An 18,887-nucleotide genomic window follows, 5' to 3' on the forward strand; every position below is an offset into this window, starting at 1 on the left:
TATGGCTTATGAAGCAAGTTTAATAGAAAAAAAATGGCAAAAAATTTGGGATGAAAATGAATATTTTGAGCCAAAAGATGATTTAAATTTGCCTAAAAAATATATTTTATCGATGTTTCCTTATCCTAGCGGACGCATTCACATGGGGCATGTAAGAAATTATACTATAGGTGATGCTTTAGCAAGATATTATCGCAAGATAGGATTTAATGTTTTACATCCTATAGGTTTTGATAGCTTTGGTATGCCTGCTGAAAACGCAGCTATTAAACATAAAATTCATCCTAAGTCATGGACTTATGAAAATATAGCTTATATGAAAAAAGAACTTTTTTCTTTAGGTTTTTCTTTTTCTAAAAAAAGAATGCTTGCTACTTCAGATCCACTTTATACAAAATTTGAGCAAGAATTTTTTATTAAGATGTTTGAAAAAGGTTTGATTTACACTAAAGAAGCAAATGTGAATTGGTGTGAGCAAGATCAAACGGTTTTGGCTAATGAGCAAGTTGAAGACGGAAAATGTTGGCGTTGTGGTCATGAAGTGGTGCAGAAAAAAATGCCAGGTTATTATGTAAAAATCACTGCTTATGCTGAGGAACTTTTAAAAGATTTAGAAGAATTAAAAGATAAATGGCCTAATCAAGTTTTAACTATGCAAGAAAATTGGATTGGTAAAAGCGAAGGTTTGGAATTTTCTTTAAATTTAGACGAAGAAAGCAAGCAAAAAACTAAAGAAAGTTCTTTAGAAGTTTTTACTACAAGAGCAGATACAATTTATGGAGTTTCGTATATCGCTTTAGCTCCAGAACATAAAATTGTTCAAAATTTGCTTTCGCAAAATTTATTAAATCAAGATGTATTAAATAAAATCAAAGCTATTCAAAATCAAAGCCCAAGAGAAAGACAAAGTTCTGAAAAAGAAGGTTATTTTTTAGGAATTTATGCCATTCATCCTTTAAGCGGAGAAAAAATTCCTTTATGGGTGGCTAATTTTGTCTTGGCTGATTATGGTAGTGGAGCGGTTATGGCTGTTCCAGCTCATGATGAAAGAGATTTTGAATTTGCAACAAAATATAATCTTGCCATCAAACAAGTTATTCAAACTCAAGAAAATTTACCTTATACGCAAAAATCAGGAAAATTAATCCATAGTCAAGAATTTGATAATCTTGATTGTAATGAGGCAAGATTAAAAATTATTTCTCAGTTTGAAGCTAAAAATATAGGAAAAAGGGTTGTAAATTTTAAAATTCGTGATTGGGGTGTTTCGCGTCAAAGATATTGGGGTGCGCCTATTCCTATGATTAAATGTCAAAGCTGTGGTATAGTACCTCAAAAACTAGAAAATTTACCTATTACTCTGCCTGAAGATGTGCAAATTACAGGAGAGGGCAATCCACTTGATAAACATCCAACTTGGAAAAATTGTATTTGTCCCAAATGTGGCAAAGAGGCTCAAAAAGAAAGCGATACTTTAGATACTTTTTTTGAAAGTTCTTGGTATTTTGCACGTTTTGCAAGTGATGAGAAAACTTGGCAGGAAAAAGCTTTAGATGAAAAAAGTGTGAAGTATTGGATGAGTGTGGATCAATATATAGGTGGTATTGAACATGCAATCTTGCATTTACTTTATGCGAGATTTTTCCAAAAAGCTTTAAGAGACTTGGGTTATTTAACGCAAAATGAACCTTTTGATAGACTTTTAACTCAGGGTATGGTGTTAAAAGATGGTGCTAAAATGTCAAAATCAAAAGGCAATGTTGTAGATCCTGATGAGATTATAGAAAAATACGGTGCTGATACCGCAAGACTTTTTATACTTTTTGCTGCGCCTCCGGCTAAAGAGCTTGAATGGAATGATGATGCTGTTGAAGGGGCTTATAGATTTATTTGCAAACTTTATGATAGGGCGCAAAATGTTAAAAAAGGTGAGCTTGTAGAATTAAAACAAGAAAATTTAAACAAAGAAGAAAAATATGCAAGATTAAAGGTATATGAAGCTTTGAAAAAATCTTTTGAAGTTTATCATCAAAGTTTTGCTTTTAATACTTTAATTGCAGCTTGCATGGAAGCTTTAAATGCTTTAGCGCTTTGTAAAAATGAAGCTTTGGAGCAAGAGGCTTTTTATATTATTTTAAATATTTTAGAGCCTATTATTCCTCATGTTTGTTTTGAGCTTAGCGAGGAGCTTTTTAAATGTAAAAATTTCAAAAAATTAGAACTTAAAGAAGAGGTTTTTGTAAAAGATACTTTAAATTTAGCTGTAAGTATTAATGGTAAAAAAAGGGCTGAATTTGAAATTTCAAGTAGTGCGAGCAAAGAAGAAATTTTAGCTTTTGCAAAAGAAAATACTGCTAAATGGCTTGAAGGTAAGAGTATAGTTAAAGAAATTTATGTGGAAGGAAAGCTAGTTAATCTAGTGATTAAATGAAAAAGATTTTAATTTTTTGTATAGGTTTATTTTTAGGTGCTTGTGGATATGTTCCTACATCAAAAATCGCTAATAATATTTTCGATGAGAAGGTTTATGTTAATGTTGAATTAAGTCAACAAGATCCAAAAAATAGTATCTATGTTGCCGATACTTTAAAAGAAATGGTAATTTCAAAATTAGGGCGTAAACTTGCTTTAAAACACGAGGCAGATGATGTAATTAATGTTAAAATGAATAATTTAGAATTTATTCCTTTAGCTTATGATAAAAATGGCTATGTTATTAGTTATAAAGCTAAATTAAATTTAGATTTTAATGTTGTCTTTAAAGATGGTTCAAGTCAGGCTTTTAGTACAAGTGGAAGTTATAATTTTGAAATTTCTCCAAATAGTATTATTAGTGATTCTGCAAGGTATGAGGCTATTCGAGCAGCTTCAAGCGAGGCATTTGATGAGTTTATTTCCGTAATTGCTATTAAAGGGCAAAAACGTGATTCCAAATACTAATGAAATAGCAAAGCAAACTTTAATTGCATTAAAAGAAAGAAAACTAAAACCAACTCCTGAAAATTATACGGAAATTTTTGAAGAATTATCTTTAAAATATGGTATCACAAGCTCAAATAAAGCTAAACTTGACAAATACAAAACCTTGCTTTTGCCGATTTATCAACAAGAATTAAATTCTAAAACTATAAGAAGTTTAGAAGAACTAATTAGTTTTTTAATTTCTGTTTTAAATAGACAAAGCGGAAAACAATTTAGTGAATTTTTTGATTTTTTATATACCATATCTAAAACTTTGCAAATAAGTAAGGATAAAAAAATAAGAGATTTGGCTAAGGTGACTTCGATTAGAATTTCTAAAACTATGGATAGTGAAAGTATTTACTTGCTTACTAAAAAATGGAAAGAGCTTGAAAGAAATTACGATGAAAATGACTTAGAAGAACAAGCTCGTAAATATGGCATTAGTAAATATGATGATTATGATAGCGTGATTAAAAAACTCTTAGTCAAGCTTGAAGAGCGTAGTTATGAGCACTTTAGTGAATTATTATGCTTGGGTTTAAATCCTTCATTGGTAGAAGATTTAAAAATTCAAGGTTTTATACAAAATTTAACACAAAAGCCTTTTGTAATAGGCGAAGAAAATTTTAAAAATGAACTAATGGAATTTATAAATCATCGTATAATGGTTGATAATATGTATGTCCAAAAAAATTTAAATTTTTTTAATGATAATCTAAAAAAAATTTATGAATTGCTTGTCTTGCTTAATAAATCGAATGAAAAAAATATGGATTTTATCAATACCTTAAAACCAGATGAAAATGGGGAAGTAAAACTTAGTTTTGAGGATTTAAAACTAAAATTTAAACAACTTGGAGAAAAAATTACATCTTTAAATAATCAAATTGAATTCACGCAAAGCTTAGAGGAGAGAGAGGCTTGGAGTGTTCTTAAAGAGCTTGATAAAATGGATGAAAATTTTAATAAGTATAAAGTTAATTATTCTTTAGCTTTATTTTCTATAGTAAATTACCGTTTCATTATGGAAAAATACGGTATGGGAAGTTTGAATGAAATTTTTGTTCGATTTAAAAAAATTTTAAAAGATTCTTGTAGCGAATTTGATGAACTGTGGATGATAGATGAAAAGAGTTATTTGATTGTTTCGCCAGGAAAAAGCAAAGATGAAATTACACAGCTTGTAAATACAAATCTTAAAACTATAGAAAATTTTAGATTTATTTATAAGCAAGATATTATAACTCCTAAAATTCACGTGGCTTATCTTGATAAGCAAAGTAAGCCAAGTATTAATATTTTAGATGAGTTAATAAAGCAAATTGCAGCGGTTAATGAACAACATAATGAAAGTTGAGAATTTTTTAGCTCAAAAAAGTATAAATTACGATAAAATTGATCGTTTTTTGATGTTTAGAATGTATGAAAAATATAAGAAATATTTTAAAAATATTCCTATAATTCAACTTATAGGTACAAATGGTAAAGGTAGCACGGGTAGATATTTAACCCAACTTTTAGAAAATTTAAATTATAAAATAGGGCATTATACTAGCCCGCACATTTTCAGTTTTAATGAAAGATTTTATCTTGATGGTAAGATTGCAAATGATGAAGAATTAGAACAAGCTCATATAAGACTTGAAGAAATTTTTAAACAAGACTTGCAAAAATTAAGTTATTTCGAATATGCTACTTTTTTAGCTATGATTTTATTTCAAAAATGCGATTTCATTGTTTTAGAAGCAGGAGTGGGTGGAGAATATGATGCTACTTCTGTTTTTGAAAGAAGAATGAATATTTTTACAAGAATTGGATTTGACCATATTCAAATTTTGGGCAATTCTTTAGAAGATATTGCAAGAACCAAGCTTAAAGTTATGGCGCCTATAGCACTTATAAGTGATGAGCAAGAGCAAAATGTTTTAAATTTAGCAAAAAAAATTGCTTTTTTAAAAAAAGCTAATTTACAAGTTTCTTCCTTAAATCCTTTTTTGAAAGAAAAATTTGAGATTTATTGTAAAAAGTTTGTTTTACCTTGTTTTTTAAAGCATAATTTAAAGCTTGCATTAAAGGCTTGTGAAATTTTAACTTCACAAGAAAAAACCTTAGAGGCTTTAAAAAAGTTACAAGAGTTAAATTTACAAGGAAGATGCCAAGAAATTTCTCCAAATTTTTTTGTTGATGTGGGTCATAATCCCATGGCTGCTAAGGCTATGCTTGATAAATTTCAAGGAGAAAAAATAAATCTTATTTATAATGCTTATTTGGATAAGGATATTTTTCAAATTTTAAATACATTAAAGCCTATTATTGATACAATACAAATATATAAATATAAAAGTGCAGAACGAAAGCTGGCCGATGATGAAATTTATGATATTGCATCAAAGCTAGGCATACAATGTAAAGAATTTGTAAAATTAGAAGAGAATAAAAAAAATCTAGTTTTTGGTTCTTTTATGCTGGTAGAAAATTTTTTAAAGGAGTGGTGTGGTAAAAAATAAATTCACTATTACCATTACAGATATTAACGGTTCAAGACATTTTTATTTAAATCAAATAATCAAAAAAATAGTTTTTTATACTATTGCTTTTATTGTTTTATTTTTAGTTTTTAGTGGTTTTTATATCAAATATCTCGATAGCAAACTTAGCGATATCAGCGAAAAGCGTGAGGAGCTTTTGAAAAAAAGCAAAGAATTGGAATTATCTAATTCGCAAATGCAAAAAAGCATAGAAGAAAAAACTCAGCAGTATGCAGCTATAGAAGATAAAATAGCTTCTTTTGAAGAGGCTTTGGGCTTAGAAGCAGAAAATAATCTTACAATTAGTGCAAGACTTGATAATCTTCAGCTTACCAATGAGCAGCAACTTGGAATTTTGGGACAAATTCCTAATGGATGGCCTATTGAAAATAAAGGCATTACAGGAAATTTTGGCTGGAGAGAGCATCCGCTTTTAAAAAGAAGGGAATTTCATCCTGGTATTGATTTAAGAGCAGAAATTGGTACTCCTATTTATGCACCAGCAAGTGGAGTAGTGGAATTTTCAGGTTATAGTGATAATGGCTATGGCTATAATGTAATTTTATTGCATAATTTTGGTTTTAAAACAGTATTTGCTCATATGATGCGCAAAGAAGTAGTCAAAGCAGGTCAATTTGTTAGCAAGGGGCAGTTGATAGGTTATAGTGGCAATACAGGTCTTTCTACGGGACCGCATTTGCACTATGAGGTAAGGTTTATTAATAAAACTTTAGAACCTTTGTATTTTTTAAATTTGCAAAGAAAAAATATGAATGATTTTTTTAATCAAGAAAGGAGAGTTCCATGGCAATCTTTAATAAAGGCGGTATCAGCCCAACATCCAGCTCTAGCTCAGAAACAACAGTAATTTCTTCAGGTGCGAGAATTGAGGGTAAATTTTATTTTGCTTCTATGCTTCATGTTGATGGAGAGTTAAGTGGTATTATTCATTCTGAAAGCATTGTGGTTATCGGAAAAAATGGAAATTTAAAAGGTGAATTACAAGCAGATAAAATTGTAGTAAATGGGTATTTTGAAGGGCAACTTGAGGCCAATAGTTTAGAAATTTTAGCGGGCGGAGTTGTTAATGGCGATATTTCAACGCAAAAAATTTCTATAGAAAATGGCGGTCGCTTTAATGGAACTAGTAAAATTAAAGAAGATACTATCAAACTTATTGAAAATAATAACGAAGAATAATGCAAGCTTCATTTTATGAATACCTACAAAATCCAAAAATTTGTGAACTTTTGCTTTGTAAAGATGAAAAACAAGCAGATTTACTCGCTCAAGTTTCACGATTTAAGGGTTTAAAAACCTTTGTTTTACCTGATTTTAGAGCGCAGTTTGGAGATGATTTAAGGGCTTTTTCCAAAGAACTTTTTGATCTTTGCAAGATTTTAAATGCTTATCATAAAGAAGAAGAAAAAAAAATCCTTATTTCTCCTTTAAATACTGTTTTAAAAAAACTTCCTTCAAAAAAACATTTGCAAAATTATCATATCGATAAAAAACAAAATTTTGATTTGAAATGTTTTGAAGATGAAATTTCAAGATTGGGATATGAATTTGTAGATATAGTTCAGGATAAAGGTGAAATTTCAATTCGTGCGGATATTATTGATATTTTTTGTATCAATGAAGAAAATCCTATTAGAATTTTGCTTTTTGGCGAAGAGATTGAAAGTATAAGATATTTTGATTTGCAAAGTCAAAAGTCTATTCCTAACGAACTAGAACATTTTGAAATTTGTCCTTTTTTAAAATATTTTGACAAAGAAAATTATGAAATTTTTAAGGACAAATTAGAAGATTTTCAAAGTGATACTTTAATACATGATATCAATTCTTTAGGGTTTTGGTGTATTGATGATTTTTTTGATTATTTAGAACTTGATTTTTTAGCTTGTGAAAAGTTTGATATTAACGAATATGAAAAAGATATAAGTTTTGTGAATGCAAAAATTTTACCTCAAGCTAAAAAATTTAAAGAATTGCAAAGTTCTTACAATAAAGATTTTTTTGAATTTCATAAAAATAAAAAAATCACACTTTTAGCTAAAAACGAAGCTTTATTTAAAGCTTTAGAGCTTGAAGATACTCAAAATATCTATTTTGTAAAAAGTGATTTAAGGCTTAATCTTATTAGTCCTGAAGAGCTAATCATTTCTTTAAATCAAAAAGAAAAACAAAAAACAAGAAAAAAAGCTAGTTTGATTATAGATGAGCTTAAAAATGGGGATTATATAGTACACGAAGATTATGGGGTAGGTAAATTTTTAGGTCTTGAGATGATAGTGATAAGCGGAGCAAAAAAAGAGTTTGTTGCTATAGAGTATCAAAATTCTGATAAGCTTTTATTACCAGTGGAAAATCTTTATTTGATTGATAAATATTTGGGCGTGAGTGGATCTATTCCAAGTTTAGACAAACTAGGTAAAACAAGCTTTATTAAACTTAAAGAAAAATTAAAAACTAAACTTTTAGCCATAGCTTCTGAAATTGTTATTATGGCAGCTAAAAGATCTTTAGTGCAAGCAAAAAAAATCACAGTGGATTTAAGTAGACAAGCTGATTTTATAACTAGTGCGGGTTTTATTTATACAAGCGATCAAGAGAAAGCTTGTCATGAAATTTTGCAAGATTTTCAAAGTGGAAAAGTTATGGATAGGCTTTTAAGTGGTGATGTGGGCTTTGGAAAAACTGAAGTTGCTATGAATGCTATTTATCCAGTAGTTAAAAGTGGATTTTGCGCATTTTTATTTGCGCCTACAACTTTGCTTTCTCATCAGCATTATAAAACCTTAAAAAAGCGTTTTGATCCTTTTGATATAGAGGTTTTTAAACTGGATCGCTTTACAAGTAGTGCAGAAAAAAAACAAGTTTTACAAAATTTAAAAGAAAATAAAGCTTGTGTAGTTGTAGGAACTCATGCGCTTTTAAGTGTAGAATGTGAAAATTTAGCTCTTGTTATTATTGATGAAGAGCATAAATTTGGAGTAAAGCAAAAAGAAAAGCTTAAAGAAATCACTCAAAATTCACATATTTTATCCATGTCAGCAACCCCTATACCAAGAAGCTTAAATCAAGCTTTAAGTTCTATAAAATCTTATAGTGTTTTACAAACTCCACCAGAAGATAGAATGGATGTAAGAACTTTTGTCAAAGAAAATGATGACGCACTTTTAAAAGAAGCTATAGCAAGAGAGTTAAGACGTGGTGGGCAAATTTTTTATATTCATAATCATATTGCAAGTATAGAGCAGTGTAAAAAACATTTATTAGAACTTTTTTCTACTTTGCGTATTTTGATTTTACATTCTAAAATCGATGCCAAGGTGCAAGAAGAAGAAATGCTGAAATTTGAAAACAAAGAATATGATTTGCTTTTAAGTACCTCTATCGTAGAAAGTGGGATTGATTTACCTAATGCAAATACTATCATAGTAGAAAAAAGCGATCGTTTTGGTATGGCTGATTTGCATCAATTGCGTGGGCGTGTAGGAAGAAGTGATAAGCAAGGTTATTGTTATTTTTTAATCGAAGATAAAAATGCTATCACAAAAGATGCTTTAAAGCGTCTAGTTTCTTTAGAAAGCAATTCTTTTTTAGGCGCAGGTTCTGTTTTGGCTTATCATGATCTTGAAATTCGTGGCGGTGGAAATTTATTAGGCGTAGATCAAAGTGGACATATCGAGCAAATTGGATATAGTTTATATCTTAAAATGTTAGAAGATGAACTTAATGCTTTAAGTAAAAATGAAGTGGATCAAAAAGAAAATAAACTTGATTTAAAACTCAATGTTAATGCCTTTTTAAATAGTGAGCTTATCAGCGAAGATCGCTTAAGATTAGAACTTTATAGAAGACTTAGCAAGTGTGAGCAGGTTCATGAGGTTTATGAGATCGAAGGTGAAATTGAAGATCGCTTTGGAAAACTTGATGTTTATACTAAGCAATTTTTATCTTTGATTATCATTAAAATTTTAGCTTTAAATAAATTTAAAAGTATTAGCAATTATGAGCAAAATATTCAATTTACTGCTTTAAATGATGAAAAAGAACTCATCAAGGCAAAAAGCAAAGACGATGATGATATTTTAGAGGCAATTTTGACGCATTTAAGAAAGGCTTAAAATGGATTGGAATAAAACTTATGCAGCAATTTATAGAGCAAGAAAAGACTATTTAAAGCCTATTTTTGAAATCGATCCTATCACTTTAAAAGATTTAGTAGGTATGGAAAGTCAAAAAAAAGCACTTTATGAAAATACTTTAAATTTCATTCAAGATAAGGGAGCAAATCACGCACTTTTATGGGGATCTAAGGGCACTGGAAAATCAAGTTTAATTAAAGCTATATTTAACGAATTTAAAGATCAGGGCTTAAGACTTGTCGAATTAAATAAAGAAGATTTATTTGCCTTAGTAGATATCATCGATGAAATCAGATTAGAAAATTTTAAATTTATACTTTTTTGTGATGATTTTTCTTTTGAGAAAGGAGATGATAGTTATAAATTTTTAAAACCTTTACTTGAGGGAAGTATAGAAAAAGCCCCAAATAATGTAATTATTTATGCGAGTTCAAATCGTAGGCATTTATTAAGTGAAAGTATTGCTGATAATCTTGATACGCAAATTGCACATACAGAACTTCATTTAAGCGATGCTGCCGAAGAAAGATTAAGCTTGAGTGATAGATTTGGTTTGTGGTTAAGTTTTTATCAGGGAAATTTAGAAGAGTATTTAAAGATGATAGATTTTTATTTTAAAGATTATTCTTGTGATAAAGAGCTTTTACACGCTAAAGCTAAAGAATTCGCTACTCTAAGAGCAAGTAGAAGTGGTCGTACTGCAAAGCAATTTTATTTGGCTTTTAAGGAGAATTTTAAATGACTGGAGCACGAATTTTTACCAAGCTTTTAAATTTGGATTTAAATTATCATGATTTTGATTGGCTTGAAAATCAAGGATTGAGTGAATTTGAGCTTTTAATTTCTGTGATTTTAACTCAAAATACAAATTGGAAAAATGTCTTAAAAGCTTTAGAAAATTTAAAAAAAGAAAATATTGTAAGCTTAGAACAAATCAATACTTTATCCAATTTAGAACTTGCAACTTTAATCAAGCCTAGCGGATTTTATAATACTAAAGCCAAGCGTTTAAAAGGCTTAGTAGAAAGTATCATAAACACTTATGAAAATTTAGAAAATTTTAAAACAAATGTAAGCAGAGAATGGCTTTTAAATATCAAAGGTTTGGGTTTTGAAAGTGTTGATAGTATTTTAAATTATCTTTGCAAAAGAGAGATTTTGGTTGTAGATAATTATAGTTTGCGTTTGGCTTTTTGCTTGGGCTATGAGTTTGAAAATTATGAAGAATTAAGAGAATTTTTTCAAAGTGGTATAGAGAGTGAGCAAGAAAATTTGTGTAAAATTTTAGGGAGAAAATGCGAACTTTACGAACTTTATCAAATTTTTCATGCTTTGATTGTAGCTTTTGCAAAACAGAGTTTTAAAGGACAAAAATTAAGCTCTAAGGGTGAAGAATGGATCAAAATTTTAAAGGAAGATTTATGAAAGCAAAAGGAAGCGAACTTATACCTGTTTTAACTATAGCAGGGAGTGATTGTAGTGGTGGAGCAGGGATACAAGCCGATCTTAAAACCTTTAGTGCGCACAATCTTTTTGGTATGAGTGTGGTTTTAAGTGTGGTAGCTGAAAATACCGCAAGGGTGATTTCTGTGCACGATATACCTACTCAAAGCGTAGATGAACAAATGCTTGCCGTGTTTGAAGATATAGTGCCAAAGGCAACTAAAATCGGAATGATAGGTTCTTGTGAATTAATGAGCTGTGTAGCTAAAAATTTAAGCGAGTTTAAACCTCAAAATGTAGTGATCGATCCTGTAATGTTTGCTAAAAATGGCTATGCTTTAATGCCGCAAGAAAATTGTGATTTTTTCAAACAAACCATAGTAAAATTTGCAGACATTCTTACGCCTAATATTCCTGAAGCAGAGTTTTTATGCGGTTTTAAGATCGCTAATGAAGAGCAGATGATAAAAGCAGCTAAGCATTTATGCAGCTTGGGGGCTAAGGCAGTTTTACTTAAAGGCGGACATAGTGAAGAAAATGCCAATGATGTGCTTTATGATGGAAAAGAAATTTATATTTTAAAAGGCGAACGCATAGAAACTAAAAATACTCACGGTACAGGTTGTACGCTTTCTTCGGCTATTGCTAGTAATTTAGCTAAAGGCAAGGATTTATTTTATGCTGTTAGTGAGGCTAAAGAATATGTAAGAAATGCGATTTATTATTCACTCAATCTTGGAAAAGGTTGTGGTCCTACAAATCATTTTTTCAAGTTTTTAGATGAAAAATAAATTAGATCTTAGCCTTTATTTAGTTGCTTCTCAGGGAAATAAAAGCGAGGAGTGTTTTTTAAATACTTTAGAAAATGCTATAAAAGGTGGAGTAAGTATCATACAACTTCGTGAAAAAGAGCTTAATGCAAGAGAATTTTATAAACTAGGTTTAAAGATACAAAAACTTTGCAAGGCCTATAAAATACCTTTTTTGATTAACGATAGAGTGGACATAGCTTTAGCCTTAGATGCTGATGGGGTGCATTTAGGGCAGGAAGATTTAGAAGTAAAACTAGCTAGAAAGCTTTTAGGAGATGAAAAAATCATAGGCTTAAGCCTTAAAAAACTAGAACAACTTGAGTTCATACAAGGAGCAAATTATCTAGGTTGTGGAGCCATTAAGACAACGCCTACTAAAGAAAGTTCGCTTTTAAGCCTTGAGTTTTTAAGCCAAATTTGTGATAAAAGCCCTATAGGGGTTGTAGCCATAGGAGGGATTGATAAAGAAGTGCTTGATGAGTTAAAGGGTATAAATTTAAGCGGTGTGGCTGTGGTTAGGGCGATCATGGATGCTAAAGATGCTTTTTTGGCAGCTAAAGAGCTAAAGCGTAAAATCTATGAAAATTTACCTCTTAAATGAAACTCCTTTTGAAGGGGTGGAAAATCTTATTTTAAATGAGATTATTTTTTACGATTTTAGTGTGGATTTAAATTTATATGATGCTTTAATCTGCACCTCAAAAAATGCTTTAAAAGCTTTACAACATGCAAAAATCACTTTAAATTTTAAACTCAATTTATACGCTGTAGGACAAAGTACAGCTCAATACGCTAAAAATTTAGGTTTTAAAAAGATTAAAATTCCATCAAAGGCTTATGGAAAAGATCTTTTTCTTGAATTTAAAGAGGAATTAAAAACGCAAAAATGTTTATATTTAAGGGCTAAAAATGTTGTTTCAACTTTAAATTTGGATCTTAAAAATGCAGGTGTGGATTTAGATGAAGTGATTGTTTATGAAAATGTTTTTAAAAAAGGTGACAAAAAACTTACTCATCCTGCTATTTTTATATTTACCTCTCCTTTAAGTGTAGAAAATTTTTTAAAATTTTATAGCTTAAAAGAAGAAGATAAGGTTGTAGTTATAGGACAAAGCACAGCAAAGAAGCTTTTAAATTTTAAAAATCTTTATATATGCGAAAATCAAAGTCTTTTAGAGTGTGTTAAGCTTGCTAAGACTTTGGTTTAATTTTTTAAATTCCAAAAATTTTCTTTGGGATAAATGATAATGCTTTTTGTGAGTAAAATTTCATCATTGACATTTTTATCACGATTTAAAGCAATGCTAATGTGGGCTATAATAACACCATCTTTGTTTAAATTTGCATCGGGATTGAAGTTGGAAAATTTAAAATTAACACATTGTGCAATAGGATAAAAATATTTTATTTTAATCAAAGCTTTTGCGTAATTAAAATATATATTATCTAAACATTCTTTATTTTCTTGCTTTGCTTGATATAAAAAATATTTAGAAAATTGTGTTGCATTGTGACTTAAAATTTGAGCTCGAAGGTAGTAATAACTATCTTGGATTATTTTTGGAGTGTAGCTAGATATGTTTAAGGTCAAGCTCATCCATAGACTTATTAGTAGTATTAAAAAAATTGTCCAAATTAAAACATAAGCTTTTTTCATAGTAAAATTCTTTTTTCAAGGCAATATTTTGTTTGTCTTTTTAGGCAAATTTTTAATTTATTGTTTTGCAGGTTAAATGAGCTTATGTTTTTAGAAATTAATCCTTGTTGGTTTAATTGTTCATTAAATTTTGGCTTTATTTCATATATAAGTTCTTCATTTTGCAATTTGATAACTAATTGAGCTTGCAAAGGAATAAAACTACCTGTAAAATTTGTAGATATACCATTTTCTAAGATGGATATTTTTTCAATCTTATTAATTTTATAAGCATAGCTAATATGCTCATTGTCATTATATAAATCTTTTCTATTTTGGAGTTGTGTTTTAAAATCAGAATGAGGTGAATAAAGTGTATGATTATTTTCTAAAATAAGAGCAGAATTAATAAGATAAAGTTTATTATCTTTTAGGCTAATTAACTCATCTTTTAAAAGACATTTTAATGTATTTTGTGAAAATGTAATATTAATACAATTTTGTATTAATTTTTCTATTTTAAGCAAGTTTAAATGTGCTTGAGTGATAAGATTGTTTGTATGTAAAGCAGTGAAATTTAAATGATAAAAATCCATTAAAGGTTTTGAAAGTAAGCTAGTTATAAAAGTAAAAAGTATTAGTGATATTATAAGTTCAAAAAGTGTAAAAGCTTTGCTCATTCTTTAAAATAAACGCTATAATTTTGATCTTGAAAGTATAATTTTTGAAATTGAAATATACCATCATTAACAAACTGTTCTTGTAAAACTATAGGTTTTAAGGCTGAAGTTTGAAGTATGATGGTTTTAAAAATGGGCTTTTCATATAATTCTTCTTGAAGTTTATAGAGTCTTTCAAAAATATTTAAATTTTCATAGTTTTTGTAAAGTTGAGCATAGTAATAAAAAATGCCAATGAAAATTAAAGATATGATCGTTATAGCACTAATACTTTCTATAAGTATGAAAGCCTTTTTCATTTAGCGCTGCTAGCATTTATGGCTTCAAAAAAACTTCCGCGAATTCCTTTTTGTTCGAGTATTTTTATGCCTTTTATTGTAACTCCGCCAGGGGAGCAAATATTTTCTTTGATAATAGCTGGATGTTCATGTTCTAGTAAAGCACTAGAGCTTTTAAATAAAGAGCGCGTAAGATTGAGACTAAGTTCTTTTGACAAACCTTCATAAACTCCAGCATTAGCAATACTTTCTGCTATAAGTGCTAAAAAAGCAGGAGCGCAGCCGCTAATCGCCATAGCTGCATTCATTTGTATTTCATTATCTAATTTATAAGCTGAACCAAAAGTTTTTAAAATGTCTAAAATTTCATTTTCAAAATGAGAGTTTTTAAGTATATATGGTGTAGTTGAAGCCTTATATTTAGCTGCTGTATTAGGCATTATTCTAACATAATTTTGAGCTTTGATGGTTTGTAGTTTTTCAAAATCAACATTGGCTAAAACAGAGATTAAGATGCGTGCTCGTCCTTTTAGTATTTGGGCAATATTTTCTAAAGCATAAGGTTTGAAAGCCAAAATAACATCTTTACCTTCTATGTTAAAATCTTTGTAAAGTAAGGTTTTAAAGCCTTCTTTGGTGAGGGCTTGAAGTTTTTCTATACTTCTTCCTACTATACAAATTTCATAATCATCTTTTAATCCATAGGCTAAGGCTGTTGCCATAGCTCCATTTGCAAGTATATAGAGCATTATTTTTTAATATAATTAGCAATTTGATCAGCTTGAAAAAAGTCCGGATAATTAACTGTATCTAGTATCACTTGTACCATAGTATTATTATCAAGATTAATGACTACTGGAGCTAGAAAATTCACTGTCGATTCTTCAATGCTTTTTGCTATGGCTACTATATTAAAAATTTTCATATTAGATTCAGGTGTTAAAGAAAGAAGCTCTTGATAATAAGTTGGTATATCAAATTCATAATCAGGTCTAATCAAATAAGGATTAATTAAAACAAAAGAAAAGTCTTTACCATCAAGACTTTTAAGTCTTACAAATACTTCATCGATAGTTGAAAATTCCATATTTTTGGTTTCTTCAAAACCTAAGATAGGGCATTTAACAGCTAGGGTCATGTTTTCTCCTCAAGTTATAATGTTTAATATTTTAACATAAAATAAGCAATAATCATTCCAAAATTTTAAATTATTTAATTAATTTTATTATAATTTTAGAAGAACATAATTATAAAATCGTTAAAATATAGATTTTTGAGAATATAAATCAAGGTGAAGTATGAAAAAAGGTATTTTTTTATTGGTTTTTTTAAGTGTTTTTTTTAATGCGTGTAGTACGAAAAATGATGAAGGTTTATACAATCTTAGTGCTAGTGAGTGGTATAAGCAAATTATTAAAGATTTACAGGACAAGGATTTGGAAAAAGCCGATGATCATTATAATGGTATGGCAAGTGAGCACGTTGCCGATCCTTTATTGGAAACTACTTTAATTATTTTAGCACAAGCTCATATGGATGAAGAGGAATATAAGTTAGCTGAATTTTATTTAGATGAATATAATAAAAAATTTGGAAATTCACGCAATGCTGATTATATTCGTTATCTTAAAATTAAAGCAAAATTTGATGCATTTGCAGTGCCAAATCGTAATCAGGCTTTAATGCTTGAAAGCCAAAAAGAAATAGATACTTTTTTGAAAGATTATCCTTATACAGAATATGAACCTTTGGTTCAAACAATGCTTACAAAATTTAATTTAGCGGTTTTTTATCTTAATAGTACTATAGAAAATCTATACCAGCGCATAGGGCATGATGAAAGTGCGCAAATTTATAAACAAAGACTTCAAGAAAGTGAATTTTATCAGCAAAGTATTATCAAACCTGAGCTTCCTTGGTATAGAAGTATATTTGAAAGATTTTAATAAACAAGGAAAATAAATGCAGATTGAAGAGATACAAAATTATCCAGCAAATTTACCAGTATTGGTTGAAGATGAATTATTTTTATATCCTTTTATGATAACTCCTATTTTTATTAACGATTCATCCAATATGAAAGCTTTAGATCTTGCGATTAAAAATGATAGTATGCTTTTTGTTGCGCCTTCAAGGTTGGAAAATGGAAGAAATTTTGATGAAATTTATAATTGTGGAGTGATTGGGACTATCATGCGAAAAGTTCCTTTACCTGATGGAAGGGTGAAAATACTTTTTCAAGGATATGCTAAGGGTAAAATTATAGAGCAAATTTCTAATAAACCTTTAGAAGCCAAGATAGAACTTATAAAAGAAGACTTTTTAGAAGGAACTAAAAAAGAAGCGCTTCTTGAAGTTTTAAAAGAGAAGGTAAAAAATTTGGCAAATATTAGTCATTATTTTTCTCCGGATCTTTTAAGAACAATTGAAGAAGGTTTTGATGCGTCTAGGATTTGTGATTTGATTTTAAATACTGTGCGTATTAAAAAACAAGTTGCTTATGAGTTTTTTGTTTTAACAGATCTTGAGCAAAAATTAGTAAAATTAATAGATTTAATTGCCCAAGAAATAGAAGCCAATAAAATTCAAAAAGAAATTAAAAATAAAGTACATTCTCGTATTGATAAGGTAAATAAAGAATATTTTTTAAAAGAACAATTAAGACAAATTCAAAAAGAGCTTGGTTCTGACACACAAAAAGAAGATGAGGTTAGAGAGTATCAAAAGCGTCTGGAGTTAAAGAAGAAATTTATGCACGAAGACGCTTATAAAGAAATCAAAAAACAAATTGAAAAATTCGAACGCATTCATCAAGATAATTCTGAAGCATCGATGATTCAAACTTACATAGAAACAGCATTAGATATTCCTTTTGAAAAAATTTCTAAGAAAAAACTTGATATTAAAGAAGTTTCAAAACAGCTCAACCATGATCATTATGCATTAAATAAACCAAAAGAACGCATAGAAGAATATTTTGCAGTTAGGGAACTTTTAGAAAAAAGAAAAATAGCAGAAAAAGATGGTGCTAAAGTTATACTTTGTCTTTATGGACCTCCTGGCGTGGGTAAAACTTCACTGGCAAATTCTGTTTCAAAAGCTTTAAAAAGAGAGCTTATTCGCATAGCCTTAGGCGGACTTGAAGATGTTAATGAGCTACGTGGTCATCGTAGAACTTATATAGGCGCTATGCCTGGACGTATTACCCAAGGACTCATAGAGGCAAAACAAATTAATCCTGTAATTGTATTGGATGAAATTGATAAATTAAATCGCAGTTTTAGAGGCGATCCAAGTGCGGTGCTTTTAGAAATTTTAGATCCAGAGCAAAATTCTAAATTTAGGGATTATTATTTAAATTTTAATATTGATTTAAGTAAAGTCATTTTTATAGCAACGGCAAATGATATTAGCAATATTCCTGCACCTTTAAGAGATAGAATGGAATTTATAGAACTTAGCTCTTATACTCCAAGTGAAAAATTTCATATAATGAAAAAATATTTAATTCCAGATGAGCTTAAAAAACATGGCTTAAAATCCAATGAATTATCTATTGATGATGAAACTATAGAGTTAATCATTAGTGATTATACTCGTGAATCAGGAGTTAGAAATTTGCGTCGCAAAGTGGCAGAGTTGTGTCGTAAGAGTGCTAAAAAACTACTTTTAGAAAATATTAAAAAAGTCATTATTAATACAAAAAATTTGAATGAATTTTTAGATAAAAAAGTTTTTGAAATAGAAAAAAATAATGGAGAAAATCAAGTAGGTCAGGTTAATGGTTTGGCTTGGACAAGTGTAGGTGGAGATGTTTTAAAAGTAGAGGCTGTAAAAATTAAAGGTAAAGGAGAATTAACACTCACGGGAAGTTTGGGTGATGTAATGAAAGAATCAGCTAGAATTGCTTTTAGCATGATAAAAGTTTTAATCGATGAAGGAAAAATAAAAATACCTAAAAAAATAATTATCGATCCTAAAGTTAATGTTTATGATAGTTATAATATTCATATCCATGTGCCAGATGGAGCTACTCCAAAAGATGGCCCAAGTGCAGGCATTACGATAAGCACAGCTATTGCTTCTATTTTTAGTGATAAAAAGGTTAAAGCAGATGTTGCAATGACAGGTGAAATAGATTTAAAAGGAAAAGTTTTACCAATAGGTGGATTAAAAGAAAAATTAATTGCAGCTTATAAAGCAGATATAAAAACAGCTTTAATCCCAAGAAAAAATTACGAAAGGGATTTAAAAGATATTCCTAGTGAGGTTAGAGACAATATGGAAATCATTGCTGTTGATACTTTTAGTGATGTCTTAGAATATACTTTGGTTTAATTTTATTTTGAGAATAAATGTATAAGAAAGCAAACTTTTTACAAGTTTGCT

General features: G+C 29.2%; 19 protein-coding genes. 14 read left to right on the plus strand and 5 right to left on the minus strand.

Translation table 11 applies throughout. From position 1 onward, the window contains the following. Position 1: 1 nt before the first annotated feature. From leuS to FBE93_RS03220, 12 genes are read left to right on the plus strand one after another with little or no spacing between them, the layout of a single operon-like run. Positions 2–2,431, plus strand: coding sequence for a leucine--tRNA ligase (leuS, locus tag FBE93_RS03165; RefSeq protein WP_002892217.1), 2,430 nt, complete (start codon positions 2–4; stop codon positions 2,429–2,431). Continuing rightward, the gene (gene lptE, locus FBE93_RS03170) at positions 2,428–2,940 is read left to right on the plus strand and encodes an LPS assembly lipoprotein LptE (RefSeq protein ID WP_002860199.1); all 513 of its coding nucleotides are present in this window, start codon (positions 2,428–2,430) and stop codon (positions 2,938–2,940) included. Before leuS ends, lptE begins: the two co-directional genes overlap by 4 nt. After that, a complete protein-coding gene (locus FBE93_RS03175) occupies positions 2,924–4,321 on the plus strand; it encodes a hypothetical protein (RefSeq protein WP_002858150.1) in 1,398 nt (465 codons plus the stop codon). The genes lptE and FBE93_RS03175 overlap by 17 nt, the downstream gene beginning before the upstream one ends. Further along, positions 4,287–5,471 (plus strand): folylpolyglutamate synthase/dihydrofolate synthase family protein, encoded by a 1,185-nt coding sequence (locus FBE93_RS03180; protein ID WP_072225868.1) that lies wholly within the window; start codon positions 4,287–4,289, stop codon positions 5,469–5,471. Before FBE93_RS03175 ends, FBE93_RS03180 begins: the two co-directional genes overlap by 35 nt. Next, the gene (locus FBE93_RS03185) at positions 5,458–6,360 is read left to right on the plus strand and encodes a M23 family metallopeptidase (RefSeq protein WP_002866112.1); all 903 of its coding nucleotides are present in this window, start codon (positions 5,458–5,460) and stop codon (positions 6,358–6,360) included. Before FBE93_RS03180 ends, FBE93_RS03185 begins: the two co-directional genes overlap by 14 nt. Then, positions 6,297–6,692, plus strand: coding sequence for a polymer-forming cytoskeletal protein (locus FBE93_RS03190; protein WP_002868630.1), 396 nt, complete (start codon positions 6,297–6,299; stop codon positions 6,690–6,692). Before FBE93_RS03185 ends, FBE93_RS03190 begins: the two co-directional genes overlap by 64 nt. Next, on the plus strand, positions 6,692–9,628 hold the full coding sequence (locus FBE93_RS03195) for a DEAD/DEAH box helicase (RefSeq protein WP_002932752.1): 2,937 nt from the start codon (positions 6,692–6,694) through the stop codon (positions 9,626–9,628). The genes FBE93_RS03190 and FBE93_RS03195 overlap by 1 nt, the downstream gene beginning before the upstream one ends. Position 9,629: 1 nt before the next feature. Further along, positions 9,630–10,391, plus strand: a complete 762-nt coding sequence (locus FBE93_RS03200; RefSeq protein WP_002856328.1) for an ATP-binding protein — start codon at positions 9,630–9,632, stop codon at positions 10,389–10,391. After that, positions 10,388–11,074 carry a 3-methyladenine DNA glycosylase gene (locus FBE93_RS03205; RefSeq protein ID WP_002932755.1) on the plus strand — a complete coding sequence of 229 codons (687 nt, stop codon included), beginning with the start codon at positions 10,388–10,390 and terminating at the stop codon, positions 11,072–11,074. The genes FBE93_RS03200 and FBE93_RS03205 overlap by 4 nt, the downstream gene beginning before the upstream one ends. Continuing rightward, positions 11,071–11,883, plus strand: a complete 813-nt coding sequence (gene thiD / locus FBE93_RS03210) for a bifunctional hydroxymethylpyrimidine kinase/phosphomethylpyrimidine kinase (RefSeq protein ID WP_002869047.1) — start codon at positions 11,071–11,073, stop codon at positions 11,881–11,883. Before FBE93_RS03205 ends, thiD begins: the two co-directional genes overlap by 4 nt. Next, positions 11,873–12,505, plus strand: coding sequence for a thiamine phosphate synthase (thiE, locus tag FBE93_RS03215; RefSeq protein WP_002932757.1), 633 nt, complete (start codon positions 11,873–11,875; stop codon positions 12,503–12,505). Before thiD ends, thiE begins: the two co-directional genes overlap by 11 nt. Continuing rightward, positions 12,483–13,112, plus strand: a complete 630-nt coding sequence (locus FBE93_RS03220; protein WP_165434171.1) for a uroporphyrinogen-III synthase — start codon at positions 12,483–12,485, stop codon at positions 13,110–13,112. Before thiE ends, FBE93_RS03220 begins: the two co-directional genes overlap by 23 nt. Here FBE93_RS03220 and FBE93_RS03225 read toward each other — a convergent pair. From FBE93_RS03225 to fliW, 5 genes are read right to left on the minus strand one after another with little or no spacing between them, the layout of a single operon-like run. Then, positions 13,109–13,561: a hypothetical protein gene (locus FBE93_RS03225; protein WP_165434172.1), complete on the minus strand. Its 453-nt coding sequence runs from the start codon at positions 13,559–13,561 to the stop codon at positions 13,109–13,111. The genes FBE93_RS03220 and FBE93_RS03225 overlap by 4 nt on opposite strands. Further along, positions 13,558–14,220 (minus strand): hypothetical protein, encoded by a 663-nt coding sequence (locus FBE93_RS03230; protein ID WP_002866103.1) that lies wholly within the window; start codon positions 14,218–14,220, stop codon positions 13,558–13,560. Before FBE93_RS03230 ends, FBE93_RS03225 begins: the two co-directional genes overlap by 4 nt. Then, positions 14,217–14,519, minus strand: coding sequence for a transformation system protein (locus tag FBE93_RS03235; protein ID WP_002932767.1), 303 nt, complete (start codon positions 14,517–14,519; stop codon positions 14,217–14,219). The genes FBE93_RS03230 and FBE93_RS03235 overlap by 4 nt, the downstream gene beginning before the upstream one ends. After that, a complete protein-coding gene (locus FBE93_RS03240) occupies positions 14,516–15,247 on the minus strand; it encodes a pyrroline-5-carboxylate reductase (RefSeq protein ID WP_002932769.1) in 732 nt (243 codons plus the stop codon). Before FBE93_RS03240 ends, FBE93_RS03235 begins: the two co-directional genes overlap by 4 nt. Then, positions 15,247–15,636 carry a flagellar assembly protein FliW gene (fliW, locus tag FBE93_RS03245; RefSeq protein WP_002852982.1) on the minus strand — a complete coding sequence of 130 codons (390 nt, stop codon included), beginning with the start codon at positions 15,634–15,636 and terminating at the stop codon, positions 15,247–15,249. Before fliW ends, FBE93_RS03240 begins: the two co-directional genes overlap by 1 nt. Before the next feature lie 160 nt (positions 15,637–15,796). Here fliW and FBE93_RS03250 point away from each other — a divergent pair, with 160 nt between their 5' ends. Together FBE93_RS03250 and lon are read left to right on the plus strand one after the other, a co-directional pair. Then, complete coding sequence (locus FBE93_RS03250) at positions 15,797–16,444, plus strand: outer membrane protein assembly factor BamD (RefSeq protein WP_002877748.1); 648 nt, start codon at positions 15,797–15,799, stop codon at positions 16,442–16,444. Between the two features lie 16 nt (positions 16,445–16,460). Further along, a complete protein-coding gene (gene lon, locus FBE93_RS03255) occupies positions 16,461–18,836 on the plus strand; it encodes an endopeptidase La (RefSeq protein WP_002866098.1) in 2,376 nt (791 codons plus the stop codon). Positions 18,837–18,887 lie beyond the last annotated feature (51 nt).

This window comes from Campylobacter sp. CFSAN093229 (genome assembly GCF_011068225.1).
GTDB lineage: Bacteria > Campylobacterota > Campylobacteria > Campylobacterales > Campylobacteraceae > Campylobacter_D > Campylobacter_D jejuni.